The 13,922-nt window shown below is 63.3% G+C and carries 14 protein-coding genes; 9 read left to right on the top strand and 5 right to left on the bottom strand.

The features are described 5' to 3' along the window. Nucleotides 1-28: 28 nt before the first annotated feature. Both AYR66_RS00755 and AYR66_RS00750 read right to left on the bottom strand, forming a co-directional pair. On the bottom strand, nucleotides 29-643 hold the full coding sequence (locus AYR66_RS00755) for a GNAT family N-acetyltransferase (RefSeq protein WP_170942020.1): 615 nt from the start codon (nucleotides 641-643) through the stop codon (nucleotides 29-31). 13 nt (nucleotides 644-656) lie between these two features. Beyond that, entirely contained in the window at nucleotides 657-1,031 is a 375-nt protein-coding gene (locus tag AYR66_RS00750) for a DUF2917 domain-containing protein (RefSeq protein ID WP_170942019.1), read from the bottom strand. 131 nt (nucleotides 1,032-1,162) lie between these two features. Between AYR66_RS00750 and AYR66_RS00745 the strand changes: the two genes are divergently transcribed. From AYR66_RS00745 to AYR66_RS00730, 4 genes are all read left to right on the top strand, one after another. Continuing rightward, complete coding sequence (locus AYR66_RS00745) at nucleotides 1,163-2,074, top strand: LysR family transcriptional regulator (protein WP_170942018.1); 912 nt, start codon at nucleotides 1,163-1,165, stop codon at nucleotides 2,072-2,074. A gap of 117 nt (nucleotides 2,075-2,191) precedes the next feature. Continuing rightward, nucleotides 2,192-2,506, top strand: coding sequence for a hypothetical protein (locus AYR66_RS00740; RefSeq protein ID WP_088705910.1), 315 nt, complete (start codon nucleotides 2,192-2,194; stop codon nucleotides 2,504-2,506). 179 nt (nucleotides 2,507-2,685) lie between these two features. Next, nucleotides 2,686-3,870, top strand: a complete 1,185-nt coding sequence (locus tag AYR66_RS00735) for an O-antigen ligase family protein (protein WP_170942017.1) — start codon at nucleotides 2,686-2,688, stop codon at nucleotides 3,868-3,870. After that, nucleotides 3,867-4,946: a glycosyltransferase family 4 protein gene (locus AYR66_RS00730; protein WP_170942016.1), complete on the top strand. Its 1,080-nt coding sequence runs from the start codon at nucleotides 3,867-3,869 to the stop codon at nucleotides 4,944-4,946. Before AYR66_RS00735 ends, AYR66_RS00730 begins: the two co-directional genes overlap by 4 nt. Here AYR66_RS00730 and AYR66_RS00725 read toward each other — a convergent pair. After that, nucleotides 4,933-5,805, bottom strand: a complete 873-nt coding sequence (locus AYR66_RS00725; RefSeq protein WP_088705907.1) for a glycosyltransferase family 2 protein — start codon at nucleotides 5,803-5,805, stop codon at nucleotides 4,933-4,935. The two genes, AYR66_RS00730 and AYR66_RS00725, sit on opposite strands and share 14 nt — an antisense overlap. A 143-nt stretch (nucleotides 5,806-5,948) precedes the next feature. Between AYR66_RS00725 and msbA the strand changes: the two genes are divergently transcribed. The 5 genes from msbA (at nucleotide 5,949) to AYR66_RS00700 (ending at nucleotide 12,208) form a co-directional block, all read left to right on the top strand. After that, nucleotides 5,949-7,688, top strand: a complete 1,740-nt coding sequence (gene msbA, locus AYR66_RS00720) for a lipid A export permease/ATP-binding protein MsbA (RefSeq protein WP_088705906.1) — start codon at nucleotides 5,949-5,951, stop codon at nucleotides 7,686-7,688. Between the two features lie 58 nt (nucleotides 7,689-7,746). Further along, nucleotides 7,747-8,766, top strand: coding sequence for a lipopolysaccharide heptosyltransferase II (gene waaF / locus AYR66_RS00715; protein ID WP_088709535.1), 1,020 nt, complete (start codon nucleotides 7,747-7,749; stop codon nucleotides 8,764-8,766). Between the two features lie 234 nt (nucleotides 8,767-9,000). Beyond that, complete coding sequence (locus tag AYR66_RS00710) at nucleotides 9,001-10,587, top strand: methyl-accepting chemotaxis protein (RefSeq protein ID WP_088705905.1); 1,587 nt, start codon at nucleotides 9,001-9,003, stop codon at nucleotides 10,585-10,587. 28 nt (nucleotides 10,588-10,615) lie between these two features. After that, complete coding sequence (locus AYR66_RS00705; RefSeq protein ID WP_088705904.1) at nucleotides 10,616-11,767, top strand: hypothetical protein; 1,152 nt, start codon at nucleotides 10,616-10,618, stop codon at nucleotides 11,765-11,767. A 12-nt stretch (nucleotides 11,768-11,779) separates the two neighbouring features. Continuing rightward, nucleotides 11,780-12,208: a type 2 periplasmic-binding domain-containing protein gene (locus AYR66_RS00700; RefSeq protein WP_141103990.1), complete on the top strand. Its 429-nt coding sequence runs from the start codon at nucleotides 11,780-11,782 to the stop codon at nucleotides 12,206-12,208. 38 nt (nucleotides 12,209-12,246) lie between these two features. Here the strand turns inward: AYR66_RS00700 and hutI are convergent, their stop codons facing one another. Further along, nucleotides 12,247-13,467 carry an imidazolonepropionase gene (hutI, locus tag AYR66_RS00695; RefSeq protein ID WP_088705902.1) on the bottom strand — a complete coding sequence of 407 codons (1,221 nt, stop codon included), beginning with the start codon at nucleotides 13,465-13,467 and terminating at the stop codon, nucleotides 12,247-12,249. Then, a partial coding sequence (locus tag AYR66_RS00690; protein ID WP_170942253.1) for a HutD/Ves family protein occupies nucleotides 13,460-13,922 on the bottom strand: 463 nt, incomplete at its 5' end. The genes hutI and AYR66_RS00690, both read right to left, overlap by 8 nt.

Genomic DNA, 13,922 nt, shown 5'->3' with positions numbered 1-13,922 from the left:
CTCGGCGGCCCCACCCACCCTACGTTCTTTACTGCATCACCAGCGCCGTCAGCGGCGTGCACTTCCACTCCTCTGCCACCAGGCGCTTCTTCACCCGGCTCAGCGTCGCGCCATCCGGATGCGGTCCGAAGCGGAAACCCATTGCTTCCATCAATCGGTGGATCGCCACGTTCTCCACCAGCACATCCCCTTCGATCCGTTCAAACCCGGCAGCGCGCGCGATGCAGATCAGCGATTCGATCAGCTTGCGTCCCAGTCCGCTCCGCCGCCAGTCGTCGGCCACGACGACGCCGAAGTCGCAGCGCACCGGATAGGGATCGGCGACGTACTGCGCCATCGCGATCGCGACTTCCTTTCCATCCTGCTGGATCACTGCCAGCAGCGTCATCGCTTCGGTGCCGGCGTTGTGCGTGAAGCGGTCGACCATGCGCGGCGTGAGTTCGTGGATCGGGCTGAAGAAGCGCAGGTAGCGGGAATGTTCCGACAGTCCGCGCACCAGGTCCTGGATCAGTTCGCCATCGTCGATGCGTGCGGCGCGCAGGATGACCGCGGTCCCGTCCTTGAGGCGCAAGGTGTCGTGGACTTCGCGTGACGATGGTGTGCGGAACAGCTGCGGCAGCTTGAGGGGCAGCAGGGAAAACATGGCGGCCTCCCGTTCATGCAAAGGCGGCTTGCGCCGCAACCGGGTATGCCACCGCTTCGCGTCCCTTGGCGGAGCGGCAGGTGTCGCGCGAGAGGCTGATGCGCGCGTCGCCCAGTGGCGAGAACAGCGCAGGGACGTCACGGTCGAGCACGATGCAATCCCCGGCTTCGAGCACGACATCACGGATGTCGCCATCCTGGGCGATCCATACGGCGCCCGCGATGGCGCGGACCATCCATCCTTCGGCGCGCGGCAGGTGCAGGTGCTGGCTGGCGCGCAGGGTCAGGATGTCGCCCGCGGGGTTGAGTTCCATCGCCGCGTGGGAGATGGCGCCGTCGCGATGGTGGTGGGCGATCCGGGCAACTGTCTTGTGGACATTGGCATGCATGATGAGCTCCTTCTTTCCGAGTCGGGACATCTTGTGGCGTCCCATGGAGTGCATTATGGTTTGTTCTCATGTATTTACAATTATGTGGATTGGAATAAGATTGTTTCCATGAGTGGACAATGGAGGGGCAAATGGAACACCTGGCGGAAATGATGACGTTCGCGAAGGTCGTGGAAACACGCAGCTTTTCAGCAGCGGCCGAGGAGCTGAAGACATCCAAGTCGCTGGTCAGCAAGCAGATCAGCACCCTTGAAAGCGCGCTCGGCGTGCGTCTGCTGAACCGCACCACGCGCCGAATGAGCCTGACCGAGATCGGCGCGGCGTACTACGAGCATTGCGCCCGCATCGCACAGGAGATCGACGCGGCATCGGAGACGGTGACCCAGTTGCAGGCGGAGCCACGTGGCGTGGTGCGTATCACGTCGCCGGTGATCTTCGCGTCGCTGCACCTCGCACCGGCGATCCAGGCTTTCCTCAAGCGTTACGACAAGGTCGAGATCGAGCTGGATGCGAACGACCGCATCATGGACATCGTGGACGAGGGCTATGACCTCGCGATCCGCATCACCGACCGACCGTCCCAAACCATGATCGCGCGCCAGATCGCGCCGCTGCACTGGGCGGTCTGCGCCTCGCCCGACTACCTCGCTCGCCGTGGCAACCCGCAGACGCCACAGGACTTGCTGGACCACGACTGCCTGATGTACCACGGCATTCCTGCGAACAGGGAAGGGTGGCGCTTCCAGTCCGGCAATCGGGAAGTACTGCTGAATGTGCACGGGCGATGCCGCGTCAACAATACCGAGGCGCTCATCCGGCTTGCGATCGGCGGCATGGGCATCGTGTTGTTTCCCACCTATGTGCTCAGCGAACATCTCAAGGCGGGTCGCCTGCAGGTCGTGCTGCCCGACAGCGTCGCCTATCCCGGCATGTCGCTCTACGTGACCTACTTTCCGAACCGTTACATGCAGCCGAAGGTACGCGCCTTCATCGACCATTTAATGGAGTACTTCGGCCCGAGGCCGTACTGGGACGATTTCTGAGCAGAATGATGACGTGGCGAATTATGTAACTTTTTATTTAATGTTAAGTAACGCGCGAAGCGTCTGGCTAGACTTATGTACGGACTATCCGATCAACCAACCGTGAAAGGTCTACCCATGAAAAAACTGATTGCCCTCCTGATTGCCAGCATGTTTGCCGGCTCGTCCTTCGCTGCCTCCCATACCGCGACGCCGGCGGACAAGTCGGATGCAACGATGACCAAGGACCAGAAGGCCGACTCGAAGGCAGCGAAGGAATCTGTCAAGGCTGACGAGAAGGCCGAGAAGGCGGAGGCCAAGGCCGAAAAGACCAAGGCCAAGGCAGATGCAAAGGCTGCGAAGAAGAAAGCAGAGGCGAAGGCTGACAAGACCGCCGCCGCTGCGGATGCGAAAGCGGACAAGGCCGAAAACAAGGCCGATAAAACCAAGTAAGCCCATCGCAATCCTTCGAAAGGCAGGCTGGTCCTGCCTTTTTTATTGGCGCTTCGCGCCCTCCGCCCGCTTCCAACAAGCAATCTTCCTCCCCGATGCCCGTTATAATCCGCACTGGCAGTCAGACGCGTCACCCCGAGCCACGCCTCGAGACCGGCCTCACACGATTACAAGAACTCATGATTTCGGTCGATTACCAAGGGAAGTCTGCGTCCTCCATCAGCGCCGCGCAAAAGGCATTCTGCGCGGCCTTCTTCTTTTTGCCGATTTCCAAGGCATTGCTGTTCCTGTCACTGGCGGTGGCGTTCGTTCTCTTCTTCGTCTCCGGCGAGGCGAAGGAGGCGCTGCGGCGCACGCGCCTGATGGCCTGGATGCCGCCGGCATTGATCCTGGCCGGACTGCCGCTGCTGTCCCTCGTCGTGCATGGCGACCGCGCGGCTGCTGTCGAGCACCTCGGACTGTCCTACTACTGGTTGCTGGCGCTGGGCACTTTCCTCGCGGCCTGCACCCATGAAGTGCTGCCGTGGCTGCGCGCTTTTGTAGCAGGCATGCTGTGCGTGTTCCTGTACTCGGCTGCCACCACCTTCGGCGGTGTGGTGCTGCACTGGGCGCCGTCCGCACTTGGCAATTACATCCTCTATTCGCAGATGCTGGCGATGGCCATCGTGCTGCTGTCGATCCTCTACCGCCATGAACAGGTCCGGAGCCGGCGCTGGCTGTACCTGCTGCTCATGGCCGGCTTCTACGCGGGACTGCTGACCGGTGACGGCCGTAGCGGCATGCTGGCCGTGCTGGTGCTGATGCCCTTCGTGTTCTTCAACGTCTTCCCACGCGCCAGCATCGGGCGTGTGGCGCTGGTGAGTGTGCTCGCGGTAGGCGTCCTGCTCATGTCGCCGCGCGTGCAGACCCGCATCCAGGCCGCCGTCAATGACTTGCGCCTGCTGCAGAACGAAGTGACGGAGACGTCGCTCGGCTACCGCTATGAAATGTGGCGCACCGCGACCACCATCATCAGCGAGCATCCGCTGCTCGGCGCCGGGCCGGAAGGGTTCAACAAGGTGTGGCACAGCACGCCCAAGGAGGGCGAAGGACTTGGCTTCGTCGAGCCGCACAATGCCTTCCTCTATTACGCATCGAGCTACGGCTTGCCCGGCCTGGCGGCGCTGGTGTGGCTGTACACCGCACTGCTGCTGACCGGCTGGCGGTACAGAATTACACCGGAAGGGGGCGTGGTATTCGCCTTCGCAGCCGTGGTCATTGTCGGCAGTTTCACCAACACCATGTTCCGCGGCGCGGTCAGTCACGCATGGATGATGCTGTTCATTGGCCTGCAAGGCGGCTTGCTGCGCCGGGAGTGGCGATGAACGTGCTCTTCATCTGTCCGACGGTCGCCTGTTACATCGGCGGCACCGAGACGGTGGTTAGCCAGCTTGCGCGGCGGATGAAGGACAAGGTGCGCCTGACCGTGCTTAGCGGCGATCCCGGCACGGGGGCGAAGGTATTGATCGATGCGGACGGCTATACGCTGCGCACGATTCCATTCGCCGGCCGCGATTCGCGCTACAACCAGCTGCTCAGCAGGCTGCTGATGACCAGCCGCTTCAAGATCGAGAGCCGCAGCTTTTTCCGCTCGCTGGCGAAGAGCGATATCGACCTTGCGTCCTTCGATTACATCCTGACCTTCTACGAGGCCGATGCCTTTTTGCTCGAAAAGCAGTATCCGGCACTGCGCAATCGTTTCCGGCACTTCCTGCCGGGCGTGTCGATGCGGCGTTTCTTCCGCCGCGTACCGGCAAAGGATGTGTGGTTCTTTGGTTACCGCGCCGCCCCGCGTGCGAAGCGCAAGTGGGGCGTGGACGTGGAGTCGCTGCCGCTGGGCGTGGATGAACCCTTCTTTCCCGATGTGGCGCCGGCATATCCCGCGTCGCGCCGGATGGTCTTCATCGGGCGGCTGGACAAGAGCAAGCATGTCGACTGGCTGGCGGATTTCTTCGCTGGCAGCGGACTGGCGGCGCGCGGATATCAGCTGGATATCGTCGGCGACGGGCCGCTGCATGCGGAACTGCAGCAGAAACACGGCGGCACGGCAGGCATCGTGCTGCATGGGCGCAAGCGCCAGGATGAGGTGATCGGCTTGCTTCGCGAAGCATTTTTGCTGCTGCATCCGACCGACCTGGAAAGCTTCGGGCTGACCATTCTCGAGGGGATGGCGGCTGGGGTTCCTGTCGTCACGCACCGGCTCGACAGCATCGAGGTTTGGGCACACGGACATCCGCGTTACGCTTCGCACCTCGACGCTGCGTCCTGGATGCAGGAAATCGTGAAGTTCGAGGACCGCGCTTACTGGGAGGCGACGAGTGCGGAAAATCTCGCGTTTGCGAAGGGATTTACCTGGGACCGGATTGCGGACCAGGTGTATGCGTTGACTACCCGCAGATAACGTCGACCCGGTCTTCCGCCTTCGGATGTGCGGACAAGCCGGTATCCGCACGGGTCACGCCCGTCTTCATGCGATCTTCCACTCGTTTGCGGTTTTGCGATTCCGTCGCGCGGGTATTCTCGCGGTGCCACAGGTGGAACACTTCGGTGGAAAAGGCACCGCCCTTGCGGCGGATGCCGAGGCGCGCCAGGCGCAGCACCACGTCCGCATCCTCGTGCCCCCAGCCGACGAAGCTTTCGTCGAAGCCATCCACTGCCTCGTAGTCCTTGCGCCAGATGGCGAGGTTGCAGCTCTTGATGCGGTTCCATTTGACAGCGCGATAGTGGCGCATGCCGGTATTCGGGAAATACAGCAGCGGCACGACCTTGTTGGTGTTGCCCGCAAGGCGCTGGCGCAGCCAGTAAGCGAGGCCCTGCTTGTGGATGGGCGCATTGGCGGCCAGCACATCCTTCGTGAAAGGCTCGGACATCAGCACGCGGCTGCCGGACACCATGAAGCCTTGTTCCGCCAGCAGGCGATGGCGTGCGATGAAATCCGGGCGCGGCACGCAATCGCCGTCGAGGAAGACCAGGTATTCGCCCTTCGACGCATGCACGCCGAGGTTGCGCGCGGCCGACGCGCGGAAGCCGTCGTCCGGTTGCCACGCATGCACCAGCCGCTTCATGCCGCTGGTCCGTGGTGCGTTGCGGAATGCGGCCAGCGCGTCGCGCGTCGGCTGTCCGGATCCATCGTCGGCGATGATGACCTCGAAATTCGGGTCCGTCTGGTCGAGCAGGGCGCGGACCACTGCCGCGAGTGCGTCGGGACGGTTGTAGGTGGTGACGATGACCGAGATCAGCATGTGTTGATACCCTTGCATGGTGCGCTGCGAAAACTGCGGGGAAGTATACCCGATAGAACTCTCCGGCCTCGCCCCGCGGGAAACCCCTTCCTCTATAATCCGTGATCAGCAACAATTTCCCGGCTTGCCGGTCTGACACTGACAATGCAACGAGTTTTCCCATGAAGCTGTCCCCCCACCTGAAACGGCTGTCCCGCATGGTCGTGCCGTACAAGGGGCGCTTGCTGCTGGCCCTGATCGGGATGGCGATCACGGCCGCGACCGAGCCGACGCTGGCGGCGATGATGAAGCTGCTGCTCGACAACGGCTTCGGCGGGCAGGTCAGCTTTTCCCTCTGGCTGGTTCCGGCCTTCGTGATCGGCATCTTCGCGCTGCGCGGCTTCTCCACCTTCATGACCAACTACATGCTTGCGTGGGCAACGACGCGCCTGCTCAACGAGTTGCGGCACATGATGTTCGTGCGCCTGCTCGATGTGCCGATCGGCTTTTATGCCGAGTCCTCGGTCGGGCGCGTGATCAACGCGATGATGTTTGAAGTGCAGCAGATCGTCGACATGCTGCGCAACGTGTTCACCTCGATGATCCGCGATTCGCTGACCGTCATCGGCCTGCTCGGCTACCTGTTTTACCTGAACCCGGCGCTGACGCTGATCACGCTGGTGCTGATCCCGCTGATCGCCGTCGTGGTCCGCTATACCGGCAAGCGCCTGCGCCGCCTGAACACGCATTTCCTGACCATCAATGCCGAAATGACGCAGGTGATCGAAGAGACCACGCGCGCGCAGCAGGTGATCAAGATCTTTGGCGGCCAGGAATACGAGCGCAAGCGTTTCGAGCAGCGTGCCGGCACCCTGCGCGGCTATTCGATGCGCATGGCGACCACCTTCGCCGCTACCGTGCCGGTGACGCAGTTGATGACGGCCTTTGCGGTTTCCATCGTGATCGTGATCGCGCTGGTCCAGGCCAACAACGGCACCACCACCGTCGGCAGTTTTGCTTCCTTCATCACCGCAATGCTGATGCTGCTTACGCCGCTCAAGCACCTGGCGGAAGTGAACGGGCCGCTGCAGCGTGGCATGGCCGCGGCCGACGCGGTGTTTGCGCTGATCGATGCCGAACCGGAACGCAAGAGCGGCAAGCGCCTGCCTGGCCGCGTGAAGGGCAGGCTGGAATTTGTCGATGTCGGATTCACCTATCCCGAGCAGAAGCAGCCGGCGCTCAGCGGCGTCAACCTGGTCATCGAACCGGGCGAGACCGTCGCCTTCGTCGGCATGTCGGGTGGCGGCAAGTCCACGCTGGTCAACCTCGTGCCTGGCTTCTATCCGGTATCGCGCGGCGAGATCCGCGTCGACGGCGAACCGATCGAAGGCGTTGCCCTCGACAGTCTGCGCGCGCAGATCGCGATGGTCAGCCAGAACGTGGTGTTGTTCGACGATACCGTCGCCGCCAACATTGCCTATGGCGACGACAACCCGGACCCGAAGCGCGTCGAAGCCGCAGCGAAGGCCGCCCACCTGGCTGAGGTGATCGCCGGCCTGCCCGAGGGCATGGACACCATGATCGGCGACAACGGCAGCCGTCTGTCCGGCGGCCAGCGCCAGCGCCTTGCCATCGCGCGCGCGATCTACAAGGACGCGCCCATCCTGATCCTCGACGAAGCGACCTCCGCCCTCGACACCGAATCCGAACGCGCGGTGCAGGCCGCGCTCGACGAACTGATGCGCGGCCGCACCACGCTGGTCATTGCCCACCGCCTGTCGACCATTGAGCGCGCCGACCGCATCGTGGTCGTGGCCGATGGCGCCATCGCGGAAACCGGAACGCATGCGGAATTGCTGGACAAGAACGGTGTCTACGCCAACCTGTATCACCTGCAGTTTGCCAAGGAGACTGAAGCATGAGCACGTCGATTTCCCGCTTTCCAGGGCAGCGCAGCAAATGAGTGTTCCCGTACAGGGCGTGCGGCGCACGCTCATCATCTCGCCGAACTGGATCGGTGATGCCGTGATGGCGCAACCGCTGCTGCGCCTGCTGCGTGACCGGCACCCCGAGTACCCGATCGACGTATTGGCGCCGGCCTGGGTCGCACCGGTATGGCGTGCGATGCGCGAGGTCGACAGCGTGCTCGAAGCACCGTTCCGGCATGGCGCGCTGCAGCTGCGCGAGCGGCGCGAGTATGCCGCCATGCTGGCAGGGCGGGGTTATTCGGAGGCCTACGTGCTGCCGAACACGCTCAAGTTCGCGCTGATTCCCTGGCTGGCGGGGATTCCGAAGCGGGTCGGCTACAAGGGCGAAATGCGCTACGGCCTGCTGAACGTCATCCACCACGACAACCGCGACAAACCGCGGCCGATGGTGTCCTTCTATGCGGCGCTGGCCAATCCGCCGGCGCGCGATGTGCCGCCGCCGTCTGCGCTGCCGAAACCGGCGCTGTATGTCTCCGAGGAGCGCATGGCGGAAGTCGCGCTGCACCTCGGCCTCAGCATGAAGCTGCCGCTGGTGCTGTTCGCGCCGGGAGCGGAATTCGGCTCCGCCAAGCGCTGGCCGACATCGCATTTCGCGGAACTGGCCAAGGCAATCCGCAGCGAACGCAGCGATGTGCAGATTGCACTGATGGGTTCGGCCAAGGACAAGGAAGTATGCGAAGAGATCGTCGCCTTGGTGCCCGGTGTGCGCAACCTGGCCGGCGTGACCAAGCTGGATGAAGCGGTGGCGCTGATCGCGGCGGCCAATGCCGTGGTGAGCAATGATTCCGGCTTGCTGCACATTGCGTCCGCACTCAATCGCCCCATCGTTGCGATTTATGGGCCGACCGATCCGCTGCATGCGCCGCCATTTTCCGATGTGGCGAAGTCGATATTCCTGGGCATTGAATGCTCGCCTTGCCGTGAGCGGGAATGCCCGCTCGATCATCATCGCTGCATGAAGGATATTTCGGCGGAGATGGTCTGGCAGCCATTGCGCGAGATGATCCGCTGATCATTTTGCGTTGTTCGGCGCGGGCGTCAGGGCAGGTCGCTTCAAACATAAAATTATCTTTTATGCAAGGCTGAGGAGGCTCGGTGTTGCATTCTGCACAGGCTGCGCCAAATAAGAATTGCCTGGCGTTGAATTGCCTTCTTGTCATGCTACCATGCAACTTTCTTGGTAGAAATCCTGCGCGATGCGCGGATCACCGTGACCCTAAACAGCTAAGGGAAGAAGGAAACCGCCATGTCGCGCTTGCAATGGATAATCCCTGTGCTGGCGATCGTTCTCGCAGCGATTGTCAGCTCTTTGTTTTCTTCTTCCGCGTCAGACCGGCTCGGGGACCTGGGCGCGGTGGATTCACCGTCGGTGGCGCTGAGCCAGTCCCTCATCTTCGATCTGACTGGCGTCGAAGACAGTTTCAAGAGCGCGGTGGCGGCGGCGGACAAGAGCCAGCTCAAGACGGCCGCCGACAAGGCCGAAGTCTTCCGGCGCGACATTGATGCGCTCGCCGTCATTCCCGGTCATGCCGAAGCCGCGGCGACGTTGAAGAAGGAATTCGAGGCCTACTTCGGTGCGGCGGCCAAGGTGTCCGAACTGCTGACCGACGGCCAGCTCGGCGATATCGCAGGCCCGAGCCAGACGATGCAGGCGGCACGCGCGACGCTGGGCAGCGGGCTCGACAAGCTCAAGAGCGGCGCGCAGGGTGCGCTCGTCGCCAACATCCGCAGCGCGCAAGACAGCGTGCGCATGGGTCTCGCTGCAAGCCTGATCGGTTCGGTCATTGTCCTCATCGTCTCCTTCGTGGTGTCCAAACTCGCAGTCTCGCGCGTGCTTGCTGACCTCGGCGGCCCCCCGGCGCAGGCCAAGCAGATCGTGCAGCGCATTGCCGGCGGCGACCTGAGCTTGCCGATCACGCTCGAGCGCGGCGGCAGCGACAGCCTGCTGGCGGCGATGCAGGGCATGCAGGCACAGCTGTCCCAGATCATTGGCGACGTGCGCACATCGGTAACGCAGGTGAATGCGACGACCAGCGACATCGCCTCGGGCTGCACAGAACTGAGCGGGCACATGACGCACCAGGTCGGCAGCCTCGAAGACACTGCATCGCGCATCGAGCAACTCACGGAATCGGTGCGTCACAACGCCGAGAGCGCGCAGCAGGCGGATCGGCTGGCAGCCGGCGCCACTTCGGAAGCGGAAAGCGGCGGCCATGCCGTTTCGCAGGCGGTCGTCACCATGGACGAAATCAACCAGAGCGCGCGCAAGATCGTCGAGATCACCGCGGTCATCGACGGTATCGCATTCCAGACCAACATCCTGGCGCTGAACGCCGCGGTCGAAGCCGCGCGCGCCGGCGAAGCCGGACGTGGTTTCGCGGTGGTCGCTTCCGAAGTGCGCAACCTCGCGCAGCGCGCCGGGGCGGCCGCCAAGGAAATCAAGGCACTCATCGACGACTCGGTCACGCGCATCGACACCGGCTCGCAGTACGCGCACGCCGCCGGCGCGGCGATGACCAACCTGGTCGCCTCGGTTAAGCGTGTGAGCGGGCTGATCGCCGAGATTTCAACTGCGTCGACCGAACAGCGCGGCGAGATCGAGCACGTAAACGAGGCGATCGCCGGCCTGAAGAATGTCACCAACCAGAACGCCGATCTCGTGCAAAACGCCGCGCACGCAGCGAACGCCCTGCAGGACGTGGCGCTGCGGCTGGACCACAGCGTGAGCCTTTTCAAGCTCGCGGGCGGCGCGCACGGCAGCGGGACAGCATCCGTGCTCGCGTACGCGCCGGCCAACGACACCGCAGCAGCACGCATCGAATACGGCACCTGAACTTCCCTTCCCACCCCAAAAAAAGCCTATGCAACAACACTCCCGCTCCATCAAGTCGGCGCTCAAGCCGCTTTGCGCGCTGCTTCTCGCCGGCGCCGCCACTTCCGGCATGGCCCAGGACTTCCAGCTCTCCGGCTTTGCGACGCTCGCCGCGGGCAAGGTCCTGAGCGGCTCGCGCGACACGCCGCTGTTCAGCTATCCCTGCCCGTGCTTCATCGCCGATTACGGGCACGGCGCGCTCTACGGCCCGCGCTGGTCGATGAAGCAGGAAAGCAAGGTGGGCGTGCAAGGCACCTACAACATCACGCCGGACCTGTCCGCCACCGCCCAGGTGGTCGCGCGCGGCGTCGACGGCGTCAAGGGCTACCTTGAATGGGCATACCTGTCGTACGACGCGACGCCGAGCTGGACGCTGCAGGTCGGCCGCAAGCGCCTGCCCATTTACTACTACTCCGATTTCCAGGACGTCGGCTACGCTTACACGTGGCTGCGCCCGCCGACGGACATCTATGGCTGGGAAGTCGTCAACTACAACGGCGTCAATGCGCTGTACCGTGGCGACTGGGGCGGCTGGGCGGTCAAGTCCAACTGGTTCGCCGGGCGCGAAGACACGCGCGACAACCTGATGCAAAGGATCTACACCGACGTCCCGCAGGACGTAACGTGGAAGAACATCATGGGCGCCGACCTCGTGCTCAACCGCGACTGGCTGACGCTGCGCTTCAACTACATCCGAAACAACGTGCAGGTGTGGGACAAGGCCGGCGGCGTCCGCACGCAGGTCGTGGGGGACCCGTCCACCGGCCGCAACCACGAGCGCCAGACCATCTATGGCGCGACCGCGAACATCGATTACAAGAACTGGCTCGTGCGCAGCGAGTACAGCATCTTCGACCGCAGCAGCTACTCCTACAAGTCGAAGGCCTACATGTTCGGCGTGGGGCACCGCTTTGGCAACTGGACGCCGATGTTCACCCTCACGGAATACAAGGAGCGCAATGAATTCGACCCGGATGCCGTCCAGCGCGACCGTGGCCGTTCGCTGACCTTGCGCTACGAAATCGATCACTCGAGCGCGGTGAAGTTCCAGCTCGACCAGTTCTTCGACCGCTCGGGCCCCGGCCTGGATTACGTGGGCAATTCGAAGGCGATCTCCGTGTCTTACGACATGGTTTTCTAAGGGGAGCGGAACATGACTCGTTTGTCCAAGCTCTTCCGTTCGCATGCGCTGCTGTCCCTGGCCTTTGCAGTGCTGACTTCCGCGCATGCGGAGACGGCGGTCATCGTCCATGCCGGCAACAACACGCCGATGGATGAAGACGCGATCGCCAAGATTTTCCTGCGGCAGGTGAAGACCTTCCCCGACGGCTCGGTCGCGGCACCGGTGAACCAACGTGAGGGCGCCACCAGCGACGATTTCCGCACGAAAATCCTCAAGAAGAACACGTCGCAATTCAAGTCCTACTGGGCGCAGCAACTCTTTACCGGCGGCGCCAAGCCTGTGCAGGAACTCGATAGCGACGACGCGGTGCTGAAGTTCGTCGCCGAGACGCCGAACGCGATCGGCTACATTGACGCGTCGAAGGTGAAGGGTGGCGTGAAGGTGGTCGCGAAGAAGTAGTGTATTGGCCCCCGCCTGTGCGGGGGCGACGGGGGACGTCAGGTGAACCGCGCCGTTCCCCCCTTCACCACGCACTGGCACGGATTTCCCCCGATCGCATACGCCAGTTCCCCCGGCCGCGCGATATCCCACACCGCAAAATCAGCCTGCTTGCCCACGGCAAAGCTGCCAATTTCTTCCGACAAGCCGAGCGCCTTCGCCGCATGCACCGTCGCTCCCGCCAAGGCCTCCAGCGGAGTGAGCCGGAACATTGTGCACGCCATGTTCATTGCCAAAAGCAGCGAGGTCATCGGCGAGGTACCGGGATTGCAATCGGTTGAAATGGCCATCGGCACTCCCGCTTCACGCAGGGCCTGCACCGGCGGGAGTGTCGTCTCGCGCAGGAAGTAGAACGCACCGGGCAGCAGCACGGCCACCGTGCCGGCATCAGCCATGGCGGCGATGCCTTCGGGAGACAGGTATTCGAGATGGTCGGCCGACAATCCCTTGTAGCGTGCAACGAGCGCGGCGCCACCCTGGTCGGACAGCTGTTCCGCGTGCAGCTTTACCGGCAATCCATGCTTGCGCGCCGCCTCGAATACACACGCGGTCTGCGCAGCGGAAAATCCGATCTTTTCGCAGAACGCATCCACCGCATCGACCAGGCCTTCCGCCGCCAGCGCGGGAAGCATGCTGTCGCACACGAGGTCGACATAGCGGTCTGCCTGCCCCGCATATTCCGCGGGCAGGGCATGCGCGCCGAGGAAGGTGGTGCGCACGCGCACCGGCATGGTTTCGCCGATATGGCGCGCGATGCGCAGCATCTTGCGCTCGGTGTCGAGGTCGAGTCCGTAGCCTGACTTGATTTCCAGCGTCGTCACGCCTTCCGCGAGCAGGTGGCGCACGCGCGGCAGGCTGGCTTCCATCAAGGCGTCGTCCGATGCCGCGCGGGTGGCGCGCACGGTCGACATGATGCCGCCGCCGCGTTGCGCGATTTCTTCATAGGTGGCGCCGTTCAGGCGCGCCTCGAATTCGTCGCTGCGGCTGCCGGCATACACGATATGCGTGTGGCAATCCACCAGCCCGGGCGTGAGCCAGCAGCCCCGGCCGTCGTGCGTGACTGCTGCCTGGTGCGCGGGTAATTCATCGCGCCGACCGATCCATGCAATGCGGCCGTCGCGCACGGCAATCGCGCCGTCGCGGATTTCGCCGTAGCCGTCCGTCATGGTGGCGAGATGGACGTTGACCCACAAGGCGTCCCAGTGTGTATGTTCAGTCATCCTGTGTTTCCTTGAATGTGATGTGGGCGAGGCAGATACGTGCCGGCTCGGGTACCGCCAGTTCGATCGCCGGTTCTTCGCGCCAGTCCACCAGCAGCGATTCGCCTTCCGCGCAGATTTCACGCCGTCCCCCAAGGCAGGCAACCTGGCCGCGCGCAACATACAGCAGCATCAGGCCGGAACGCGGGGTGCAGCGATGGATGTCCCGCACTTCCATCACCTCGAGTGTATGCGCGCAGGCGGCGCGGCGCGTCATGACATTGAAGTCCGTGACGGGGCCGTTCTTCAGCGTGGCGCTGATCCGCTGTTCACCGCGAAAGACAAACGGCGGCGCGTGTTCATCCATGCGGCGGCATTCGTCTCCCGCGAGATGCAGGCCGTGGCCGCGCAGGATGGCCAGCGAGCGGTCGATGCCAGGGAAGGCGGAGAACGGGCCATCGCTCGCAACCAGCGCC

The organism is Noviherbaspirillum denitrificans, from assembly GCF_002211445.1.
GTDB classification, from domain to species: Bacteria; Pseudomonadota; Gammaproteobacteria; order Burkholderiales; family Burkholderiaceae_D; genus Noviherbaspirillum; species Noviherbaspirillum denitrificans.
The sequence above is the reverse complement of the archived record's forward strand: the minus strand, read 5'-3'. Positions and strand labels throughout refer to the sequence as shown.